Source organism: Flavobacterium rhamnosiphilum (genome assembly GCF_004349195.1).
Lineage (GTDB): Bacteria > Bacteroidota > Bacteroidia > Flavobacteriales > Flavobacteriaceae > Flavobacterium > Flavobacterium rhamnosiphilum.
This window is the reverse complement of sequence record NZ_SMLG01000007.1, coordinates 38,481-61,173: the sequence shown is the minus strand read 5'-3', so window position 1 is coordinate 61,173 and position 22,693 is coordinate 38,481. Positions and strand designations below refer to the sequence as shown.

The 22,693-nt window shown below is 33.5% G+C and carries 14 protein-coding genes; 6 read left to right on the top strand and 8 right to left on the bottom strand.

Features of this window, described 5'->3' with window-relative positions; genetic code table 11:
- Positions 1 to 71: 71 nt before the first annotated feature.
- The 6 genes from E0I26_RS10445 to corA all read right to left on the bottom strand — a co-directional run bounded on the left by E0I26_RS10445 (position 72) and on the right by corA (position 8,297).
- Positions 72 to 2,816, bottom strand: coding sequence for a helix-turn-helix and ligand-binding sensor domain-containing protein (locus tag E0I26_RS10445; RefSeq protein ID WP_131916425.1), 2,745 nt, complete (start codon positions 2,814 to 2,816; stop codon positions 72 to 74).
- Between the two features lie 98 nt (positions 2,817 to 2,914).
- The gene (locus E0I26_RS10440; RefSeq protein ID WP_131916424.1) at positions 2,915 to 4,114 is read right to left on the bottom strand and encodes an acetate/propionate family kinase; all 1,200 of its coding nucleotides are present in this window, start codon (positions 4,112 to 4,114) and stop codon (positions 2,915 to 2,917) included.
- A gap of 237 nt (positions 4,115 to 4,351) precedes the next feature.
- Positions 4,352 to 4,681: a low molecular weight phosphatase family protein gene (locus E0I26_RS10435; protein ID WP_131916423.1), complete on the bottom strand. Its 330-nt coding sequence runs from the start codon at positions 4,679 to 4,681 to the stop codon at positions 4,352 to 4,354.
- An 8-nt stretch (positions 4,682 to 4,689) separates the two neighbouring features.
- Positions 4,690 to 5,007 carry a hypothetical protein gene (locus E0I26_RS10430; protein ID WP_131916422.1) on the bottom strand — a complete coding sequence of 106 codons (318 nt, stop codon included), beginning with the start codon at positions 5,005 to 5,007 and terminating at the stop codon, positions 4,690 to 4,692.
- Between the two features lie 71 nt (positions 5,008 to 5,078).
- Complete coding sequence (gene pta, locus E0I26_RS10425) at positions 5,079 to 7,172, bottom strand: phosphate acetyltransferase (protein WP_131916421.1); 2,094 nt, start codon at positions 7,170 to 7,172, stop codon at positions 5,079 to 5,081.
- Positions 7,173 to 7,226: 54 nt separating this feature from the next.
- A complete protein-coding gene (gene corA, locus E0I26_RS10420; protein WP_131916420.1) occupies positions 7,227 to 8,297 on the bottom strand; it encodes a magnesium/cobalt transporter CorA in 1,071 nt (356 codons plus the stop codon).
- 343 nt (positions 8,298 to 8,640) lie between these two features.
- Here corA and E0I26_RS10415 point away from each other — a divergent pair, with 343 nt between their 5' ends.
- Positions 8,641 to 11,214, top strand: coding sequence for a zinc-dependent metalloprotease (locus E0I26_RS10415; protein ID WP_131916419.1), 2,574 nt, complete (start codon positions 8,641 to 8,643; stop codon positions 11,212 to 11,214).
- A gap of 295 nt (positions 11,215 to 11,509) precedes the next feature.
- On the opposite strand, the gene dnaK is transcribed toward E0I26_RS10415, so the two are convergent.
- Both dnaK and E0I26_RS10405 read right to left on the bottom strand, forming a co-directional pair.
- Positions 11,510 to 13,396, bottom strand: coding sequence for a molecular chaperone DnaK (gene dnaK / locus E0I26_RS10410; protein WP_131916418.1), 1,887 nt, complete (start codon positions 13,394 to 13,396; stop codon positions 11,510 to 11,512).
- Between the two features lie 315 nt (positions 13,397 to 13,711).
- Entirely contained in the window at positions 13,712 to 16,330 is a 2,619-nt protein-coding gene (locus E0I26_RS10405; RefSeq protein WP_131916417.1) for a TonB-dependent receptor, read from the bottom strand.
- Positions 16,331 to 16,853: 523 nt separating this feature from the next.
- Between E0I26_RS10405 and E0I26_RS10400 the strand changes: the two genes are divergently transcribed.
- The 5 genes from E0I26_RS10400 to E0I26_RS10380 all read left to right on the top strand — a co-directional run bounded on the left by E0I26_RS10400 (position 16,854) and on the right by E0I26_RS10380 (position 22,545).
- Positions 16,854 to 17,642 carry a hypothetical protein gene (locus tag E0I26_RS10400; protein ID WP_131916416.1) on the top strand — a complete coding sequence of 263 codons (789 nt, stop codon included), beginning with the start codon at positions 16,854 to 16,856 and terminating at the stop codon, positions 17,640 to 17,642.
- 96 nt (positions 17,643 to 17,738) lie between these two features.
- A complete protein-coding gene (locus E0I26_RS10395) occupies positions 17,739 to 19,211 on the top strand; it encodes a serine hydrolase (protein WP_131916415.1) in 1,473 nt (490 codons plus the stop codon).
- A gap of 65 nt (positions 19,212 to 19,276) precedes the next feature.
- Entirely contained in the window at positions 19,277 to 19,714 is a 438-nt protein-coding gene (locus E0I26_RS10390; protein ID WP_131916414.1) for an acyl-CoA thioesterase, read from the top strand.
- A 417-nt stretch (positions 19,715 to 20,131) separates the two neighbouring features.
- Positions 20,132 to 20,701 (top strand): YciE/YciF ferroxidase family protein, encoded by a 570-nt coding sequence (locus E0I26_RS10385; RefSeq protein ID WP_131916413.1) that lies wholly within the window; start codon positions 20,132 to 20,134, stop codon positions 20,699 to 20,701.
- Between the two features lie 161 nt (positions 20,702 to 20,862).
- Positions 20,863 to 22,545, top strand: a complete 1,683-nt coding sequence (locus tag E0I26_RS10380; RefSeq protein WP_131916412.1) for a Na/Pi cotransporter family protein — start codon at positions 20,863 to 20,865, stop codon at positions 22,543 to 22,545.
- The last annotated feature ends 148 nt before the right edge of the window (positions 22,546 to 22,693 follow it).

The following is a 22,693-nucleotide window of genomic DNA, read 5'->3' as shown; positions in this document are numbered from 1 at the left end:
AGTAATGATGTATTGTGATTTCTTAAAAAAATAACTCTATAAATCTATTATCTGTAAAAAAAACAACTTATTTATATGTTTAATAAAAACTTAGAAAGATTTTCATCCTGTGTAAGGTTTAATTTCTTTCTTAATCGATAGCGATGCAACTCAACTCCTCTGAAAGAAATATTCATCATTGGTGCAATTTCCTTGGAGGAAAGATTCATTTTCAAGTAAATACAGAGCTTAATATCCTTTGAAGTTAGGTTTGGATATTTCTTTGATAACATAACGATAAACTCATTGTGTATTTGATTCAGATTGGTTTCAAAAGTTTCCCATTCATGCTTATTTAATGCATTTATTTTTATGGCTTTTTTAATTTCACTTTTTAACTTATTAAAATCAGTTTCTGCATCCAGAATTCCTTGAATTTTTTCAATCATCTCACTTTGCTTCGCTATCGAAAGTGATTTACCTGCAACCTCAGATGATTTTGATTGCAATTCAAGTTCTAAAATATGTTTTTCATATTCTTGGCTGGTTAGCTCATTTTCGGCTTTTAACTCCATCTCCAAGATTTTCTTCTGATGCTTCAATTCTTCTTCACGTAATTCCAGTTTTTGAATGTATCGCATTTTATTCCATTTATAATACAGATATAAAATCATCCCTATTATAAATAAGTACAACACTATCATCCAAAGAGAGAAATACCATGGTTGTGCCACCATAAACTGAAAATTTGAAATGGTATTATAATGCAATCCATCATGTTGGTAAATAGTGATTTCATGTGAACCACTACTTAAGTTATTCAAAACAATCAATCCTCCTTTTACAGGTATAAAATCTTTAGTTTCATTTGTCTTATAAACTAAATTAGGACTCGTTACTCCGTAAACTCCAGATATTACATGTATTCTAATTTCTGAATTATACTTAATTTTTGATTTGTTTTCAATCAAATCATCATTGACAAAGGCTTCAATGCTTACTTTGCCTTTTTGTTTACTCGTATATTTTAATTGAAGTGAAATAAAACCATCGTCAAGATTCAATAGATAATTGTCTTTATTCTTGAATACTTTCAAATTATCATTAATAATTTTTCCTTTGTAATATTTCTCTTGAATGATATTTCGGATAAAATTATTTCCATTGGCATAAATATGATACAAAAGCCCATCTTGAAGTACCAAAAAATGATTTTCGTCAATGGCAACGATGTTTGAAACATTCTTAAAGTTGGCATTAAACAATTTATTTTTTTCTAATTGATTGTTGATTGAATTATAGGTATACCAAGACTTGTTGATTAAAAAAAGGATTTCGTTTCTAAACTCAAATATTTTCACTCCAAAATCATTGCTGATTTTACTGCGTTGGGTAACATTTTCAACATTGGTAGTTTCATTGGCCTCATTGTACAGAATTCGATACAATCCCCTATTGTTATCAGCTGCCCATATTTCATTTTTTCTATTTTGGGCAACGTATTTTATAGGCTTCATTATTTTCTTTACAACAATAGTATTTTTCAAATTATTGGCATCATTATAAATGACCACACCGCTATAAGTTGCCTGTAAATACGAATTATTGATGCTACTTTTTGCCAAATTCCAACCTCCATTTATAGTACTTAATTTATAGAACAATCCGTCCTCATAAATAAAAGTACCTTCGTTATGTCCTATGAGGAATTTAGTGTTTATTTTACTGATATTCCAAGCCTGCCCTTGGGTATTTGGAATTAACGAAAGCTGCTTGTCCTCATATTTAAAGACACCATGATTGGAAGCCATCAAATAGCCTTTTGGAGTACTCGCTACAGAATAAACGGAACCTAAAATTCCTGAATTATCATAAAAAATAGAAATAGGAGAATTGACCTCAATATGTGCTATTCCGTTATCCAAGCCAAGCCATAAATCATTCTCAGTGTCCTGACTAATACTTAAGATAGAATTGTTCATCAATACGTTATTTCGATTGATATTTTTATATGAACCGGAATTCAAATCAAAAACATAAACACCCTTATTAGCTGTTCCTATGATTAATTTATTGTTTTTAATGAATTTAGCAACATTGATATTAGCCGCTTTCAAAATATCGTTTAAAGGATCTTTCCAAGGACTTAAAACGCCCTTATCTTCCACATAAACCCCATTTTTTTTAGTAAAAATATAGGTTTTGTTTTGATGTTTTTCAATAGCATGGATGACGTTATTCTCTAAAACAGACCATCCTTCTATTTTTTCGAATTTGGAATTATTCATTTTATAAATTCCTTTTTCTACTGAAGCAACCAACAACTCATTGCCAACCGGGAAGCAATAGGAAACCAGAAAATCAAACTTGCTTTGTTTAATTTTTTTCCCATCGAATAGAAAAATTCCATTAAAAGATTGAAAGTAGATCTTACCCTTGAATTTAAATATTTTCCAAATCTCTTCATTATCACTATCGCCAAAAACCTTGGTTTTATCAGAAATGGAAACATAAAACATCTTTCCATTTTTTCGATGCCAATAGCCAAATTCTTTATAAGAACCGGTATAAATCCGGTCACCATCAACCATTACGGAGCGAATGATTGTTTTGTTAGGCAAGCTGTATTTCTCCCATTTTACACCATCATAGCGCAACAAATAATAATTATTGGCAAAATACATCGCGTTATCATTTCCTTGTGCGACACTCCAAATCTGATTATCCCCTTGATAATCAGATTTATTGTAATTTTCAACAAAGGGAAGTAACTCCTGTGAATACAATTGAGATGAAATGAAATAGAATAGGATTATTATTGTAATTCTTGCTTTCAAAATGTGGTGTTTTATATCCAAATATAATTAGATTTCTTAAATAAAAGGCATAAAAAAAGCCTCTGCATACAGAAGCTTTTTTTGAATTGGTTATTTTCTTAATTCATCAGTAATTCAAATACCTGATTGGCAATTTCGATTTCTTCATTGGTAGGAATAACCAATATTTTAGTCTTGGAATCTGGTGTGTTGATTTCTCGAATTTCTTTCGAACGAATTTCATTTTTGGATGCATCCAATTCTATTCCGAAATAATCCATATCGGTGCACACTAATTTTCGGATATAAGATGAATTTTCTCCAATTCCAGCCGTAAAAATAATGGCATCAAGTCCGTTTAAAACGGCTGTGTAAGAACCAATATATTTCTTTATTCGGTATGCATTCATAGCTAAAGCCAACTGACAATCGGCATTTCCGTTCTCCGCATTGGCTTCAATATCTCTTAAATCGCTGTAGCCGGTAAGCCCAAGCATTCCGCTTTGTTTTTGCAACATCGTATTCACGGCTTCAAGCGAATAACCCAACGTATTTACCAGATAAAAAATCACGGATTGATCCACATCGCCGCTTCGGGTTCCCATAATCAATCCGTTCATTGGACCAAAACCCAACGTATGATCGATACTTTTTCCGTCTTTTATTGCGGTCATGCTGCAACCGTTTCCTAAATGTATCGTGATGATTTTAGCACCTTTATTCTTACAATTATACTTCAAATAATGAATCGCATTTTCCGAAACATATTTGTGACTCGTTCCGTGAAAACCGTACACGCGAATTTTATTCTCCGTCAAAAGGTAATTTGGCACCGCATATTTGTGTGCCACAACAGGAATCGTCTGATGGAATGCCGTGTCAAAAACGGCCACTTGTTTTGCGGAATTAAAAATTTCTTCGGCAACATTTATTCCTTCCAAGTTAGCAGGATTATGCAAAGGCGCTAAATCAAAAAGCTGTCTGATTTTATCTTTTACTTCACTGGTAATGATTACCGTATTCGAAAAAGCGCTTCCGCCATGCACCACACGATGCCCGACAGCTTCAATCTCATCCGTACTTTTGATTACCCCCACTTTTTCATCCATCAGTAATTTGGCAATTTTTTCCAAACCAATTTTATGGTTCGCAATAGGCAACGTTTCTTCTAATTTAGTAGTATTGGTTACATACGTTAGATTTGAAGTTTCCAATCCTATTCTGTCAATCATCCCCGAACAAATAACTTCATTCGCCGGCATGTCGATTAATTGGTATTTTATAGACGAACTTCCTGAGTTGATAATTACTATTTTCATTTTATAATTTTTTTCCTCTCCCCAACCCTCTCCGAAGGAAAGGGTGACCGGACGATATTACTTTGTGTTTACTTTTTTTCTATTTATTCTACTATTTAGCTTAAAGTTTTTAAACTCTTAAACTATAGTCCCGGAGGTTGAGGATTAAGGAAGGCTTGTCTTTCGTTTAATACAATACTATAAAGTACAAAACCAACTTTAAATTAAGCCTAGACCCCCAATCTCCCCAAGCACCTATTAGATGCTGATTTTTTCCAGATAGTTATTTACTTTTTCATTTAAAAAACTTACTAATTTTTGGTCCATAAACTCATAATTATCCTTAATATTTAAAACTTCCGTTTTTGGCAAATCGATTTTATCAAATAATTGACGAAGCCTTTTAGAATGTTCATATTCCATTAAAAATATTAAATCTGCCCATAATATTAATTGTTCAGAAATTCTGACAGGGCTTTTTTCGCTAAATCCAGCAGACTTTACATAAAACAAGTTATGGTTTTTGAATATTTTTTCTGCTGTTCGACTTCTCCTTTTATTCCTACTGCAAACAAATAATATTTTCATTTTTTACTTTATTTTCTGATTGAAATATAACTTTCATCCGTCCAAGGAAAATTAGATATATTAATGTATTCTATTGAATTTTTCTTTAAAATTTCTTCCCCTTCAAGAGTTAAATTATTAGTTAAAAATAATAAGTTTGATTTTTCAAAATTGATCTTATTTAATATTTTTTTCAGCTCTCTTGATAACGTTACATCATCTCTATCGGTTTTAAAAGAAATGCAGGTTTTCCCTAAATGTTGTTTTGTTATTAAGCCAATAAATGGATTTGGTACCTTTTTAAAATCATTTTTATCTTTAATTTCTATTTTTTGAAAGTTTATCATTTTAAAATTATTAATAGAACTTTGTCAAATTTTAATTTTGTTTTTAGCAGAATCTTGAGGTAAACTAGCATTTATAATCCTTGTGCTTGAATAGCCGTAATCACGACTGTATTTATAATATCATCTACCGTACAACCACGGCTTAAATCATTAACCGGTTTGTTCAATCCTTGTAACATCGGACCGATGGCTAATGCACCAGTCTCTCTTTGAACCGCTTTATAGGTGTTATTTCCTGTATTTAAATCTGGAAAAATTAGAACGCTGGCTTGTCCTGCCACTTCTGAATTTGGCATTTTACTTTTACCCACACTCATATCAACTGCAGCATCATATTGTATTGGTCCTTCAATTTTTAAATCGGGACGTTTTCTTCTCACTATTTCAGTTGCAGTTCTTACTTTATCTACTTCATCTCCTTTTCCGGATGAACCGGATGAGTAGGAAAGCATGGCGATTTTTGGTTCAATACCAAAAGCCAAACTGGAATCGGCAGAGGAAATCGCTATTTCTGCTAATTGTTCTGCAGTAGGATTTGGATTAATGGCACAATCTCCAAAAACAGAAACCCTGTCTTCTAAACACATGAAAAATATCGAGGAAACCACGGAGGAATTGGGTTTGGTTTTAATGAACTGCAACGCAGGTAAAATAGTATGTTGCGTGGTATGTGCCGCTCCGGAAACCATTCCGTCCGCGTGCCCTTTATACACCATCATCGTTCCAAAATACGAGACATCTTCCATTAAATCTTTAGCCATTCCTATGGTTACATTTTTTGCTTTTCGCAACTCATAATAGGTGTTTACATAATCATCATAATGCTCTGATTCTATCGGATTTATGATTTGTACTTTAGAAAAATCGAAAGGTAGTCCCAATTCCGCCACTTTACTTTCAATTTGTTTTTTGTTGCCGATAATCGAAATATCAACCACATCCATCGTCAATAATTGTGAGGCTGCAATAATGATTCTTTCATCATTTCCTTCCGGTAAAACAATGTGTTTCCTGTGTTGTCTGGCTCTTTTTACCAAATTATATTGGAACATTTTTGGAGTCATTCCCTCCGCTTCAAAAGTAATTAGCTTTTCAGCCAAGTTGTCTAAGTCGACATATTTTTCGAAAGTATTGATCGAAATTTCAATCTTCTGCTTGTTGTTTGCGTAAATTTTGGATTTAATGGAACCTATTTTATTGGTAATATAATACGTGCCTTCTTCCACCGCAATAATTGGAACAATGGTAGAAAGTCCTTCTATCAATTTCAAAATACTAATTTCCGGCAAGATATTCCCTGTCAAAACAATTCCGGAAATAGTAGGATAATTTACGGACTCATTAGCTTGTAATGCGCCAAGAATAATATCGGCTCGGTCTCCAGGAGTGATTACCAAGCTATTTTCTTTTAAATGCAACAAATAATTACACAATTGCATGGCGCCTACGCTAAAATTCCCGGTTTGATTGTTCAAGTGTGCCGAGCCAAATAAAACTTTAGCATCTAACTCATTTACAATTTCCTGTACCGTTGGATTATTCAAATTATGAATCAAAGGAATTGAATTGACCAATATACTTTCGGGCAAACTTTTCTTTAAACCGTTGGTTACTAACTCAATATTTTCCGGCTGCACTTTATTGGCGATGACAGCCAAAACTTCGACATCTTTGACTTTAAAAGAATCGTAAGCTAGGTAAAGACTATCTATCAATTCCTCTAATGTTTTGCCCACTCCGGAGCCCACGATAATAGTTGGAATCCCAAGATTTTTGGCAATCAAAACATTCATATCTAATTCGATAACTGTTCCTTCTCCGGTAAAACTGGTTCCTTCAACCAAAACAAAATCGAAACGCTCTTCTAATTTCTTATATTTTTCAATAATCAAATCGAGAACCTCTCCTATTTTTCCCTTGTTTTTCTTTTTGATTAATTTACTTTTTGTTATGGCATATGCATCTTCAAATTCAATATCCATCCCAAAATGACCAATCACGGTTTCAATATGATTGTCAAATCCTCCTTCTTCAAAATCTTCAACAATCGGTCTAAAATAACCAACTTTGGCCATTTTGCCAATAAGCATACTCATCAATCCCAACGTAATAATCGACTTCCCACTATTTTGTTCGCTTGTTGCAATGTATATGGCCTTGTTCATTTTTTTATTTTTAAATTTAATTCCAAATTAATTGGATGCATTCCTTTTTAATTTCTAAAACCAACGGCGTTTTTTAAAATAAACAATCATTCCAACTACTATTAAAAACATTGCGCCAATAACGGTATGATAGCCATAATGACGTTTGAGTTCCGGCATATATTCAAAATTCATTCCGTAAACCCCCACAATAAAAGTAAGCGGAATAAATATCGCCGATACAATGGTCAGGGTTTTCATAATCTCATTCATCTTATGCGTTTGTGCCGAAAAAAAGAAATTAGACGCACTTTCCAAAGATCCCATATCGGATTCAATTTGTTCTAAAAGTTCCAAACTCTTTTGATGCAATCGGGCAAAAAAGCTAAAACTATCTGCTTCCATCACATTAAATATGTTATCGTCTTTTATACTTTTTATATCATATAAAGAATCCCGAAGTGGAATAATGGAGCGTTTTAGAAAATTTAAATTATCCCTGTGCTTCTCTATTTTTTCTAAAATTATGGGATCAACACTTTCCTTGGTAAGATTAATCAATTCCTCTATTTTATCTTCCTCGTTTTCTAAAGTGATGTAGAAATTTTCCATGATGGCATCCAGAAGAATGTACAACAAATAATCAGCTTTCTTTGTTCTGACAATTCCTGAATGCGTTCGAATGCGTTCTCGAATATGGGTAAAAAAGTCACTTCGCTTTTCCTGAAAAGAAATTAGAATCCCATCTTTTAACAAAAAACTAATTTGTTCCACACTTATATTATCCGAATGTTCCGCAGGCAAGAGTGATTTTATATTAAAAAACAAAAAATCATGAGACTCTTCCAATTTTGTTCTTCGGGCGGTATTTAAAATATCGGCCAACATGAAATTATCGATTTCAAAATAATCTCCAATCGATTTTAACCAATCAACATTATTTAAACCGTGAATATTAATCCAATTTGTTTTTTGTTCATCAATATATTTATCTAAATCTGAAACCTTAAAATCCTCATATTCGGTAAGATTCAAATCATCATAAACAAACAATTGCATCTCCGATTCCTTACTTTTATGAATACCTGTATATTCTAAATTATAAGGTTGCATTTTCCTTCCTTTCTTATACTTGATTTTTCTCATCCCAACTTATTTATGTAGTAATATTACGAAAAACTTTTACAAAAATATCGCTTTTCAGCACTTTTGATATTTCTAAAAATGAAAAAAATGGGTTTGAATTAGTATTAAAAAAAACAAAGATAACTCGAAACAATAATTCCTTTCATGAGAAAAATCATATTACAAAATAGAAAAAGCAATTAATCAACGATTGTTAAATAGTGTTAATTTATATAAAACTGCACTTCAAAATGGCATTTTCTTAAAAAGATATCAATAAATTTGACCATAAATAGTAACAAAACACAAAAAATGTTACTTATTAACCAAAACCAATTATAAACTTTTTTAATACATTGACTAAATGGTAAAAAAAAAACTAACCTTAATTATTACATGTCTGTTATTTTGTTTTGCTCAAGGCACATTTGCACAAAGCAAAAAAAAGAAAAGAGCCGATAAAAATGCCTCCGCTAAAGTTGAAGCTAAAGCTCCTGATGCTAAAGACGGCAAGAAAGAACCGAAACCGTACAAAAAAGTTATTGACTCAACAGCAGTAACGCAAAAAGGATTAATTGACATTCATAAAATTAATGACAAATATCTTTTTGAGATTCCAGACTCCCTTTTAGGAAGTGAAATAATGACTATAACCCGATATTCTAAAACTCCTGCTGGAGGAGGAATTTTTGGAGGAGAAGAAATCAACAGACAAGTTGTTCGTTGGGAAAAAGGGCTGAACAACAACATTCTTCTTAGGTCAGTTACCTATGTTATCATGTCTCCGGATGAAGACAAGCCAATGGCTCAGGCTGTTAAGAATTCAACTTCAGATCCAATTATTGGAAACTATGATATCTTGGCCTTCAAAAAAGATTCAACCGGGAAAAATAATGCTGGATATGTGATCGATTTAACGAGCACTTTCGATGCTGACGTACAAACTTTTTCATTAGATCCTATAAAGAAACAATTGTTAAATATACAAACGTTTCAAAAAGACAAATCATTCATTTCTAAAATAAGCAGTTACCCAATAAATACTGAGATTAGAAGTGTAAAAACATTTACGACCACTCCTCCGCGTATTTCAACTACTCCAACACCACAAATTGGAGTTAATTTACCTTCCGGATTAGATGCGGGAGTAATCACGGTAGAGATGAATACCTCCATGATTTTATTGCCAAAAACGCCAATGCGCAAAAGAGAATTTGATGCACGTGTTGGATATTTTGCAAACCAATATGATGTTTTTGAAGAAGAATCTCAAAAATCAGATACCAAAGTATTTGCAGTGAGATGGCGTTTAGAGCCAAAATCTGAAGAAGATGCTCAAAAACAAAAAAGAGGCGAATTAATTGAGCCTAAAAAACCAATTGTATATTACATTGACCCTGCAACTCCTGAAAAATGGAAAAAATTCATCAAACAAGGTATCGATGACTGGCAGGTTGCCTTTGAAAATGCGGGATGGAAAAATGCTATTCGTGGAGAATATTGGCCAGAGAATGATCCAACAATGAGCTTGGAAGATGCCCGTTTTTCAGTATTACGATATTTTGCTGCTGAAATTCAAAATGCATACGGACCTAATGTTCACGATCCTAGAAGTGGTGAAATTTTAGAAAGCCACATTGGTTGGTATCACAATATCATGAGCCTTTTAAGAAACTGGTACTTAATTCAAACTGCAGCTGTAGATCCAGCGGCAAGATCTAAAAAGTTTGATGATAAATTAATGGGTGAACTAATCCGTTTCGTTTCTTCTCATGAAGTAGGACATACTTTGGGATTGCGTCACAACATGGGAGCAAGTTCTGCCACTCCGGTTGAAAAACTGAGAGACAAAGAGTACCAAGAAAAAAATGGACATACTTCTTCTATCATGGATTATGCTCGTTTTAATTATGTGGCTCAACCAGAAGATGGCGTTACAACCTTATTTCCTAGAATTGGAGATTATGACAAATGGGCCATTAAATGGGGATATTCTTATTTTGACGAAGCTAAAACTGAAACTGAGGAAAAAGCGAAGTTGAATGAAATGACTAAGGAAGCCTATAAAAATAACCGTTTATGGTTTGGTACAGAAACCAGTCCTTATGATCCAAGATATCAAACGGAGGATATTGGAGATAATGCGATGAGAGCTTCTGAATATGGTATCAAAAACTTGAAAAGAATTTTACCTAATTTATTAGAGTGGACTAAAGAAAACGGGGAAAGCTACGCTGAACTAGACAATCTTTATGGCGCACTTACAGGACAATTTAGAAGATATATGGGACATGTTACTAAAAACGTAGGTGGAATCTATGATTCTCCAAAAACGTATGACATGACTGGAAATCAATTTGAAGTAGTTCCAAAAAGTATCCAAAAAGATGCGGTTTTATTCTTGAACACTCAATTATTTACAACACCAAAATGGTTATTGGATCAAAACATCCTTTCGAAAATAAACCCAGAAAGCGGTGTTGAAGCAATCAAAGCAATGCAAGATGCTACCTTATCAAGTTTATTGGCTGGAGATAGAATTGTTCGTCTTATAGAAACTTCTTCTATGAATAAAAACAACTATTCCGTTGATGAATTAGTAAGTGACTTAAAAAATGGAATCTTTTCTGAATTGAAAGGAAGTGGTTCAATTGATCTGTATCGTAGAAACATACAAAAATTGTATGTAGACAAAATGATCGAATTACTTAAACCAGGCACAGCCATGGTTAGAGCGGTTCCTGTAGGTGTAACTTACGGTTTCACGACAAGAAGAGTAAATTTAGCTCAAACCGACTTACCTTCTATTTCCAGAGGTCAATTGAATAGTTTAAAAAACGAAATGAAATTAGCCTCGTCAAGAATGACTGATCGAATGAGTAAGTATCACTTACAAGATTTAATTTCTAGAATAGGACAAGCTTTAGATCCTAAATAATGAATTAAAAAAGGGGAAATGTTCAACAACATTTTCCCTTTTTTTTATGATGTATTTGATGTGATTTCAACGTAGAGACGCATATTATATAGAAATACACATTATTGTAAAAACGCACATTGTAGAGACGCACTGCAGTGCGTCTCTACGTGATAAATAATAATAACAAAACCCGACCCGTTTTTAAAACAGGTCGGGTTTTTTATTTAATCCCACAAAAAAACCGTTCACCAAAGGCGAACGGTTTTTTAAATCAACAATAAAGACGGACCACATCCGTCTCTACGGGAAATTATTATTTTACTTCTTCGAATTCAACGTCTTCAACATTGTCTCCTTGAGCAGCATCCCCTTGAGGTTGTGCTTCACCTTGACCTTGTTCACCTTGAGCATACATCGCTTCAGTTGCTTTTTTCCAAGCAGCGTTGATGTTGTCAAGAGCCGTTTGAATTGCAGGAATGTCTTGAGATTGGTGTGCCATTCTCAATTCAGTTAATGCATATTCTACAGCAACTTTGTTGTCATCAGATAATTTAGAACCTAGTTCTTTCAATTGAGTTTCAGTTTGGAAGATCATTCCGTCAGCTTCGTTCAATTTTTCAGCTCTTTCTCTTAAAAGTTTGTCAGAATCAGCATTAGCTTCTGCATCTTTTTTCATTCTTTCGATTTCTTCAGCTGTTAATCCAGAAGAAGCTTCGATACGAATATCGTGAGATTTTCCAGTTCCTTTGTCAGTTGCAGAAACTTTGATGATACCATTAGCATCAATATCAAAAGTTACTTCAATTTGTGGAACACCTCTTGGCGCTGGTGGGATACCATCTAAATGGAAACGACCGATAGTTTTGTTGTCAACTGCCATAGCTCTGTCTCCTTGCAAAACGTGGATTTCAACTGTTGGTTGAGAATCTGCAGCAGTAGAGAAAACTTGAGATTTTTTAGTTGGAATAGTTGTGTTAGACTCAATTAATTTAGTCAATACACCACCCATAGTTTCGATACCTAAAGATAAAGGTGTAACGTCAAGTAACAATACATCTTTTACATCTCCAGAAAGAACTCCACCTTGAATAGCTGCTCCAATTGCAACAACCTCATCAGGGTTAACTCCTTTAGACGCTTTTTTACCAAAGAATTTCTCCACTTCGTCAGCAATTCTTGGCATACGAGTAGAACCTCCTACAAGAATAACTTCGTCAATATCAGAAACTGTTAAACCTGCATCTTTCAACGCTTTAGCAACTGGTGCCATAGAACGTTTTACTAAAGAGTCAGTTAATTTTTCAAATTGAGCTCTAGTTAATTTTTTAACTAAGTGTTTTGGTCCTGAAGCCGTAGCAGTTACGTATGGCAAGTTGATTTCAGTTTCAGCAGAAGAAGACAATTCAATTTTTGCTTTCTCAGCAGCTTCTTTCAAACGTTGCAATGACATTGGATCAAGACGTAAGTCAATACCTTCTTCAGTTAAGAATTCAGCAGCTAACCAGTCAATAATTTCGTGGTCAAAATCATCTCCACCTAAGTGAGTATCTCCGTTTGTAGACAATACTTCGAAAACTCCGTCTCCTAATTCCAGAACAGAAATATCAAATGTACCTCCACCTAAATCGTAAACAGCAATTTTTTGATCTTTACCTTTTTTATCTAAACCGTAAGCAAGTGCAGCAGCTGTAGGTTCGTTGATAATACGCATTACTTTAAGACCTGCAATTTCACCAGCTTCTTTTGTAGCTTGACGTTGTGCATCATTAAAATAAGCTGGAACAGTAATAACTGCTTCAGTAACAGTTTGACCTAAATAGTCTTCAGCTGTTTTTTTCATTTTTTGAAGTGTCATAGCTGACAATTCTTGAGCAGTGTATAAACGACCATCAATATCCACACGTGGTGTATTGTTGTCCCCTTTTACTACTTTGTAAGAAACTCTTTTTGCTTCAGCAGAAACCTCTGAAAAAGAGTGACCCATAAAACGTTTGATAGAAGCAATAGTCTTAGTTGGATTAGTTACCGCTTGTCTTTTAGCAGGATCTCCTACTTTAATTTCTCCACCTTCTACAAAAGCAATGATAGATGGCGTTGTTCTTTTTCCTTCTGCATTAGGAATAACAACTGCTTCATTACCTTCCATTACAGAAACACAAGAGTTGGTCGTACCTAAATCAATTCCGATTATTTTACCCATTTTTAATATATTTAATTTTATTGTATACTTGTTTTAATGACTCGAAGTCGATAAGTCAATCTTTGTGCCAATACAAAACCAACTATTAAATTGTCAGTTTATGTTAAAATTGGCGTAAAAAAATCTGACAAGATGACATTTCAGTGGGTTTGTCATTACTTCTATAAAACAAAACAGCATTCCTTTTAAGAGTGAAGCCACAAACAAAAGAAAACAGCGATTTAAATTCGTTTTAGATTGTATCCCTTTAAAAAAGTATTTCCATAAAAAAACGGGAATAAATCCCGTTTTAATAATTGTCCTTTTAATTCCTCTTTAAAATTTAAAGTTTAACCCCGCTGTAAATGTGGTTCCGTTAAAACCAAATTGGTTTACTTCCCATGGATATTCAAAACGACCTCCCAAATCAGTAGCTACGTCACCTTTAGGATCCAGTTTGTCAGGATAAACATTTAATAGATTGTTTACCATCACATTGGCTGATATTGTGCTGGTAAATTTATAAGAAATACCTAAATCTGTGATCACTTTTCCTGCAAAAGTTTGATCTTTTGACATATCGGTAGCATGCTGCCAAGTAACTTTTCCAAAATAATTATTATTAAAAATAATACTCATTTTATTAATATCATAATTGATCCCTAACAATACTTTTGTATTCGGTCTGGAATTCAGTATTCTGCCTTGTTCTTTACGGTTAAAAATGTCATACCCATTTGCTTTTAAAATAGCTGGTGTAGCAATTTGCCCGTCAATTTTAGTTTTAGAAATATTAGATGCTAAACTAAATCCTAGTTTCCCATTTCCTAATGCTAAATTTTTATAATTCATCACGACATCAACTCCGTTAGTTACGGTATTAACAGCATTGATAAAAAATTTCATACTTGTTATATCATTATCAATTAATACTTCTTCAACCGGGTTTGTAGTTGTAGTATCTTTATCAAAGCCAATCTCTCCAGAAAAAAGAACACGATCTTTTACTTTGATATGATAGTAATCAACCGAAGCAGAAAAATTTGCTCCTGATCTAAAAGTAATCCCTGTTGATAAATTTTGAGATTTCTCCGCATGCAATTTAGGAACTCCTAATCCTATAACCGCCGGATCCACATTGTTAAAAGTCCCTTGATTAGCAATTTTATTATCTGTAACCAAAGTTTGAATATTACTCAAATAAATCTGATGTAATGCAGGTGCTCTAAATCCTGTACTGTAAGAGGCACGTATAGCAATATCGTTATTCAGTTTGTAACGAGAATTTACTTTCCAAGAAAAATTATTCCCAAAATCAGAATAGTTCTCATATCTTAAAGATCCTCCTATTAAAAAAGCCTCAGTCACATCATAATCTAAGGTAGTATAAACACCTACGTTATTACGGTCTTTTTTTAATGCATTTGCTGGTTGCAATCCAGGAAAAGACTGTGCGCCTCCACCTACATACGACTCCTCTTGACCCGCTCTCGCTTCAAATTGTTCTTTTCTCAATTCTGTACCAAAACCGAAAGTCACTTTATCAAAAGTTCTGCTAAAATCGGCATTACCCACTAATTGACTAAAAGTATATCCACCCACATTAAATTCAGTTGGACTATTAGCCCCTAAAGAAACGTTTAATGTGTTTTTTACTGTATAATCAACCTTATTAGAACCCGCTGTTAAACTGAAATCCGAATTAAAACCAAACAAAGTAGATCTTAACCCAACAGATCCCAGATTATCAAGCACATTCGTATTAAATGTAGGCTGAAAACCATTATAAGGAGTTCCTGCTTCATGTAATAAATTGTTAGGATCTGAAACCCAATAAGGAGTTCTGTAAAGTGCAAAACTGGTTCCTTTTCTAATATTTAAATCTCCAAAAGCATAAAGCGTTGTTTTCTCCGAAAGAGGATATTCAGCATTAACTACTAACGCTCCCATTTTAGAATCAGACTGTCCAATAGTCATTCCTAAGTCAGGATTGTTTTTTAGCCAGTCTCCCCATTCCGGATCGTTTGACGGTACTCCAAACAAATCATCTTTTCCTGGTTTTCCAGCTCTATTGGTTTTATTTTGATCAAAATAAGAAAGGTTGAAATTTACAAACCCTTTGTCAGCAAATTTAAATCCCGAGTTTAGATCAGCTCCAAAATTAAAACCATCTCCTTTTGACGTTACTCCCGAAGTAAGACTTACTTCAGTAAAGTTGGTTTGCTTTTTAAGGATAATATTTACTACTCCGGCAATGGCATCAGAGCCATATTGAGAAGACGCTCCATCACGCAATACTTCCACTCTTTCGATTGCAGAAAACGGAATACTTTTCATATCTGTTCCTACTTCTCCTTTCCCCGGAGTATCGTTTATGTACACTAATGCACTTTGATTTTTTCTTTTTCCATTCACCAAAACTAAGGTACGACTGGGTCCTAAACCACGCAAATCTGCCGGGTCAAAATGAGCTGTGGCATCAGAAATAGCTTGACTGCTAGAATTGAAGGAAGGAATTTTGTAGGCCAACATTTTATCAAAAGTAACCTGACCACTCGATTTAAGATCTTCAGAGTAAAGCTTATCGATAGGAACAGCAGAATTTAATACACTACGCACTTTTGATCTGTTTCCTGTAACAACAACCTCATCTAAACTATTATTAGGCAATAGCTTAAAAACAATGGGTGTGGTATCATTAGTCACCTCAATATTTTGATTTTGGTATCCCACATATTTGGCTGTCAATGTAGCGGGTAATCCTTTTACCTTAATTTCAAAGTTACCGTTTCCGTCCGTGGTCACACCATTGGATGTCTCTTTATCTATAACATTAGAATAAGGCAAAGCTTGCCCATTCTCGTCCGTCACAATTCCTTTGATTGTTTGGGCATTCATAACTGCAGGCATTATTATCATAAATAATACACCTAAAATAAAACGGTTAAATCTCATAAATAGTTTTTTAATAGTTTCAAATACTGAATATAGCAAACCTATGTGTTTTTGTTAAAACAATCTTAAAAAAATCATATTTTTATTGAAAAAATTATGAACAATGCATTTTTACTCAAAAAGTCTTACAAACATTACTTTTATACATTTAGCCATCCGCTATTATTTTGATGTGTGACACGCTTGTACAAACAGCTAAATAAACTCTACTTTAGGGGTCAAGTCCTTTAGTTTTCTGGAGCTCTCCCGATAGCTATCGGGGCCCGCTCTCCGCTATATCTTTTCTTTTTTAAAGAAAAAAAGAAAAGGATGCCGCTGCTATCGGGGCTAGGGAATCTGATTCATAAGTTCTATTTCACATCTTGACTTTTTTCAGGATTTCAATACAAATAATTCGTAATAAATTAATTACATTAGCGGAATGATAGAAAAATAGATTATTGAGTATATTTAACCAAATAAGGTTGAATTTGCTCAATTAGTGGCAATTTAAAGAAACACTTTCGTAATAAAATATTGAAAAATGAATGATCGTCCAAAAAAATTAATTAGTGTTACTTTATTGCTTACAATTGTCCCTGCATATATTTATTTAGCAAGCTTTGAATATGAGCTAGGATATTGTAATAATTTTGACATACCAATGTATTTAATTGAGCCGAGTTTAAACACAATTTTGATTTTTGCAACTACTCTTTTGGGCGTTTTGATTTCTAGTTCAAAATTACTAGGTCTTTCATTACCGCTAATCCAAGCCGCAACTTCTGAAAAAAAACCACATCTACGTGGCATTAATTTTATAAACGGAATTTGCTTATTTGGCTCTGTATTAATAATTCACGCATATCCTCTAAGTTGGACTCTTATAATAGTTTTAGTTAGTATAACTTTCTTTCTAAATTTTATTACTTGGGGCTTTCCGTATTTGTTTATGTTAAGAAAAAAGAAAAGTTTTAAAGAAAAACTAGATGAAATACATGAAGGGTTCAATTATAAAGATAATTCTGATCTGATAACATATTTAATGAGAAATTTCAATGCTGAAGAAAGAAGTTTTCTTTTAGTGATAATCATTATTCCTTTAATAAGCTATGCTTTGGGTGATGGAGAAGCTATGAAACAAAATAAATTCCAAACATTGGCATCAGATAAAAACACTGTCGTTTTAAAAAAATATAATGATATTTTTGTTTGCGCAAAATTTAATCGCAAAAAAAAAGTTTTGTCAGACAGTTTAATTCTCATTAAAATGGGTGATGCAAGTCCATTAATTTTAAAAACTGAAAAAATCGGTCCTTTAAAATTGAAATAAAAAAAACTACCGTACTCCGCTAGCCCGAACGTCCCGCTCGTGACCATAAAAAATTAATTCGTTCAAAAACATCAATCACTAAAACCAACAATCATCATGAAAAAAACTTTCAAACATTTTGCAGTAAAGACAATCCTAATTGGTCTATTCATCCAGCTCATTACAGTAACGGTTTCCTTTGGGCAAACCAAAGCAGATCAAATCGATAAGTTGATGAATCAATATTCGGAATATGGGCAATTTAACGGCTCTATCCTTGTCGCTGACGCAGGTAAAGTTATTTATAAAAAGGGATTTGGAATGGCAAACATGGAATGGAATATTCCGAACCAGCCGGATACCAAACACCGATTGGGTTCTGTTACCAAACAATTTACCGCTATGTTGATTTTACAATTAGTTGAACAGGAAAAATTAAAGTTAGATGCTCCTATCTCAACGTATATTCCCGGCTATCCTAAAGCTTCGGGCGATAAAATCACTATTCATCATTTACTGACGCATACATCTGGAATTCCTAATTATACTTCGTTTCCTAATTTCGTAAAAGATTTAAGTATCAATCCGTACAGCCCGGAAGCATTTGTGAAAAAATTCGCTGACTTACCGCTGGAATTTACGCCAGGCGAAAAATTTGCGTATAGCAATTCCGGTTATTTTTTATTGGGTTACATCATAGAGAAAATCTCCGGTAAAACCTATGAGCAATGTCTACAAGACAATATTCTTACACCACTCAAAATGAATAATACTGGATTCGATCACCATGAAACGATTCTGAAAAACAGAGCCTCAGGTTATGAGAAAAACGGTAAAAACTACAGCAATGCCAGTTATCTTGATTTATCTATTCCCTACGCTGCCGGTTCTTTGTATGCTACTGTAGATGATTTGTATTTATGGGATCAAGCACTTTACACAGAACAATTACTTTCGAAAAAAAATAAAGAGCTTTTATTTAATTCCTATATCCCTGCAGGACCGGGACATTATGGTTACGGATGGTTCATCAATAAGGCTTTCAATGGAGAAAAGAATGAAAGCATCCAGGTTATTGAGCATGGTGGTGGAATAAATGGATTCAACACGTTGCTTTCCCGTATTCCGTCTGACAAAAATCTGGTGGTATTACTAAATAATACAGGCGGTACAAACTTAAACGAAATGAATAAAGCAATTAGAAATATCCTATACAATAAACCGTACAGTTTGCCTAAAAAATCATTGGCTGCTGCTTTCGTAGACGTTATTCTGGAAAAAGGAATTGCATCTGGATTAGCTTATTTTAAAGAAAATAAAAATTCAAATACCTATGCTATCAATGAAAATGAAATGAATAGCGCAGGATATCAATTATTACAAACCGGAAAAGTAAATGAAGCAATCGAAGTTTTCAAACTAAATGTAGAAGCTTTTCCGCAATCAGGAAATACATATGACAGTTTGGGAGAAGCCTATTTGAAAAACGGAGATAAAAAGCTTGCCATTATAAATTATAAAAAATCCGTAGAACTGGATCCAAACAATGAAAACGGAAAAAAAGTATTGGAAGAAATTTCAAAATCGTAAATTCGTCCTTCTTTCGTATTAAATTAAACCGAAAGGACAGCGACATTAACTAAAACAAAACAACAATGACTTCATTTAGCAAAGAATTATCCTTTCGTTGGTCTGATCTTGACCCTAATTTCCATGTACGACACAGCGCTTATTATGACTTTGGAGCACAGCACCGTATCGAAATTCTGGAAAGTCTTGGTTTAACGATGAAAGTCATGCAAGCACAACATTTTGGGCCTATTCTATTTAGGGAAGAATGTGTTTTTAGAAAAGAAATAAAACTTTCTGACAAAATTTTCATGCATACCAAAACCTCAAAAGTAAATGCTGATGCTTCCCGTTGGTCTATTGTACATGAGTTTTTGAACGAAGACAACAAACTTTGCGCAACCATAACGGTTGATGGTGCTTGGATGGATACCAAACTTCGCAAACTAGCTTCTCCTACTCCAAAAATTGCCATTGAAGCCTTGAGTATTTTTCCTAAAAGTGAAAATTTTGAAGGACTTTAAAATTATATCCGAGTCCCTATTTCCTCAAAATTGAAATCCCTAAGCGATAAATAACCGTTACTACTAATGGATTTCAATCCTAAGCTACAAAAACTACAACTCTAAAAAAGTTGTAGTTTTTTTTATTTAAATGTCCCGATCACACTTGATTATGAAGCCCTGCAATCCTTTTTAACGCTTGTATCTGTTTTTTATCCAGAAGTGAAGCACTGTCTGTTTTTTTATTAAAATCATACAATTCGTACTTACAATTAGTTAATTAACAATATCTTAGCTAGTAATTTAACTAACTTTACAACATGTAAATATTAAATCCGGAGTGTATGAATTTTAAAATTACAACAAAAATAAAATTGTCAATTTATAATTAGACATCATTTTATAACACTCGAAAAATAATATTTAAAAACAACTGTCATGGAACCTACAAATAGAAACCAAGAAGCTAAAGGATTTGCGGAAGCAAAATCAGAAGCAGCATATAATTTAAGAGACTTATTTGAAGTTGGGTTGAAAGATATTTACTCAGCAGAAAAAGCATTGATGAATACCTTACCAAATATGGTGGAAAATGCTTCATCACCCGAATTAGCCAACACCTTAAAAAATCATTTGACCGAAACGAAAGCGCATGTTTCCCGCTTGGAGGAAATATTCGAATCTAAGGGTATTAAAGTCGTTGCAGAAAAAAGTGAAGCTATAGAAGGATTAATAAACGAAAGTAAAGACATAATAGCAAAAACCGAAATAGGTGCCGTGCGTGATGCTGGAATTATTGCCACTGGACAAAAGTTAAAACAATATGAAATTGCTACCTATGATGCTTTACAATCATTTGCAGAAAATCTTGGTGAAAACAAAGCCGCAAGTTTGCTCGCTATGACATTAAATGAACAGAAAAAAGCGAATGCTTCTTTGAAAGAAATAGCTCAATCTAACAATAATTTTAATGCTTCAGGAGCAGAAGCAATTGAAAATATTGAATAATAATTTTGATTGAAGATCAGCAATTATTTACTGTTTTTCAGTTTGATATAAAGCCTGCCAAGTGCAGGCTTTTTTTTGGCTAAAATTATCCACAATAAAGGCAGCTCTTCCAGATTTGATGTTCGGGTATTTTATTCTTATCTTTAGTCCTATTTTTAACTATGGAAACCCTCAATACTATATTTAAACTTTTCGCTGGCGTAGGGCTGTTTCTTTTTGCCATGTATCTTGTCGAGGAATCCTTAAAAAATCTTTCCGGGAGAAATTTCAAACTGTTTCTTCAGCGAATCACAAAAAACAACATTGGTGCAGTAGCGGGCGGAACAATAGTAACTGGTATTCTTCAGAGCAGTTCTATGGTTTCGTTGATGGTTTTGGCATTTGTTGGTGCAGGCGTTTTTACCATGAAAAATGCAATGGCCATTATTTTGGGGGCAAATCTGGGCACAACACTTGCCAGTTGGCTGGTGGCAACACTTGGTTTTAAAACCAATATAGAAGTGATTGCTTATCCGGCAGTTTGTTTGGGAGGTTTTTTGCTAATTCTCCTTGGAAACCGGAAAACCATAAAATATGTTTCTTATTTTCTTCTGGGATTTGGTTTAATGTTTATCGGTCTTTCCTTCATGAAAACTGCTATGGAAGCACAGGTTCAACATTTTGATTTTTCACAATATGCTTCGAAACCATTACTGATTTTTCTGATTATTGGTTTTTTGATTACGCTGGTTGTTCAATCAAGTTCCGTAACTATGGCACTTACATTGAGTGCTCTCAACGCTGGAGCAATTGGATTTCCCATGGCAGCGGCAATCGTTCTGGGTAGTGAAACGGGTACCATTATTAAAATAGTGTTGAGCGCTATTGGTGGAAATGCGTCAAAAAAACGAGTCGCACTGGGCAATTTATTGTTTAATATTTTCATCACTGCCATTGCTTTTATATTGCTCAGACCTATTCTTTTGCTGATAACTGATATCCTAAAAATCAAAGATCCGCTCATTGGGCTGGTTACTTTTTCAAGCTTAATAAACCTGTTGGCAATTGTATTATTCCTCCCTGTTTTGGATTTATTTACTACATTTTTGGAACGCTTTTTCAAAAATACGGATGGTTCGACGGCAGCATTTATAGGCAACGCGTCAATCGCAGAACCAGAAACAGCTTTGGATTTATTCCGAAGAGAGACTCGATATTTTATTCATAACTCGATGCTTTTCAATTTGGAATTATTCAAAATCCAAACCCACAAATTTGACCAACGAATTGATTACAAGGAAATCAATGATAAAAGAAATTTTGATTCAAAAAATACCGAAGAAAAATATGAATTCCTAAAACAGTTGCAAGGCGAATTACAAGCTTTTTATTTGAAATTAAGAGTAAAATTAAATAGTGAACAAAATTCTGAACTGAACCAACTGATTTCTGCAGTGCGAAGTTCCATGCATGCTGTAAAAAGTATAAAAGATATTGGAAGTAACATTACGAACCTCAGCCGTTCGTCAAAAGAAATTAAATATCAATTTTTCCTTCATCACAAAAAAGAAACTCAGGAACTGTACTTAAAATTAAATATGTTTTTGAGCACCGAAAAACGGTCAAGTTTTGAAGAACTGAGAACTCAATTTGATATTGTTCAAAAAAATTACACAACAGCACTCAATACATTTTACACCGAGGCGCAACTCGCACCTATTGAAGATATTGATATTACAACCGTAATAAACTTTAACAGAGAACTTTTTACTTCAAATAAAGCCATGTTAATGGCGGTAAAAGATATTTTATTAGATGAAAAACAAGCTCAAAATTTTAATGAAATTCCCATCTATAAAACATAAAAATTGTTCATTCGCTTATAATGCCTTCCAGTAATTTTGCAACATTATTTTTGAATTTTGTAATATATTTCGCTTCCAATTTTTAATCTTTGTACGTGATCTCATTTGCATACAAGATTGCAATTTTGATTTAAATTGGTTAATTTTA

What these genes read in the sequence shown, in the direction of transcription:
- E0I26_RS10440 (WP_131916424.1), bottom strand. Translation starts at nt 4,114, where the DNA reads ATGAAAATAGTAATTATCAACTCAGGAAGTTCGTCTATAAAATACCAA.
- E0I26_RS10435 (WP_131916423.1), bottom strand. Translation starts at nt 4,681, where the DNA reads ATGAAAATATTATTTGTTTGCAGTAGGAATAAAAGGAGAAGTCGAACA.
- E0I26_RS10430 (WP_131916422.1), bottom strand. Translation starts at nt 5,007, where the DNA reads ATGATAAACTTTCAAAAAATAGAAATTAAAGATAAAAATGATTTTAAA.
- pta (WP_131916421.1), bottom strand. Translation starts at nt 7,172, where the DNA reads ATGAACAAGGCCATATACATTGCAACAAGCGAACAAAATAGTGGGAAG.
- corA (WP_131916420.1), bottom strand. Translation starts at nt 8,297, where the DNA reads ATGAGAAAAATCAAGTATAAGAAAGGAAGGAAAATGCAACCTTATAAT.
- E0I26_RS10415 (WP_131916419.1), top strand. Translation starts at nt 8,641, where the DNA reads ATGGTAAAAAAAAAACTAACCTTAATTATTACATGTCTGTTATTTTGT.
- dnaK (WP_131916418.1), bottom strand. Translation starts at nt 13,396, where the DNA reads ATGGGTAAAATAATCGGAATTGATTTAGGTACGACCAACTCTTGTGTT.
- E0I26_RS10405 (WP_131916417.1), bottom strand. Translation starts at nt 16,330, where the DNA reads ATGAGATTTAACCGTTTTATTTTAGGTGTATTATTTATGATAATAATG.
- E0I26_RS10400 (WP_131916416.1), top strand. Translation starts at nt 16,854, where the DNA reads ATGAATGATCGTCCAAAAAAATTAATTAGTGTTACTTTATTGCTTACA.
- E0I26_RS10395 (WP_131916415.1), top strand. Translation starts at nt 17,739, where the DNA reads ATGAAAAAAACTTTCAAACATTTTGCAGTAAAGACAATCCTAATTGGT.
- E0I26_RS10390 (WP_131916414.1), top strand. Translation starts at nt 19,277, where the DNA reads ATGACTTCATTTAGCAAAGAATTATCCTTTCGTTGGTCTGATCTTGAC.
- E0I26_RS10385 (WP_131916413.1), top strand. Translation starts at nt 20,132, where the DNA reads ATGGAACCTACAAATAGAAACCAAGAAGCTAAAGGATTTGCGGAAGCA.
- E0I26_RS10380 (WP_131916412.1), top strand. Translation starts at nt 20,863, where the DNA reads ATGGAAACCCTCAATACTATATTTAAACTTTTCGCTGGCGTAGGGCTG.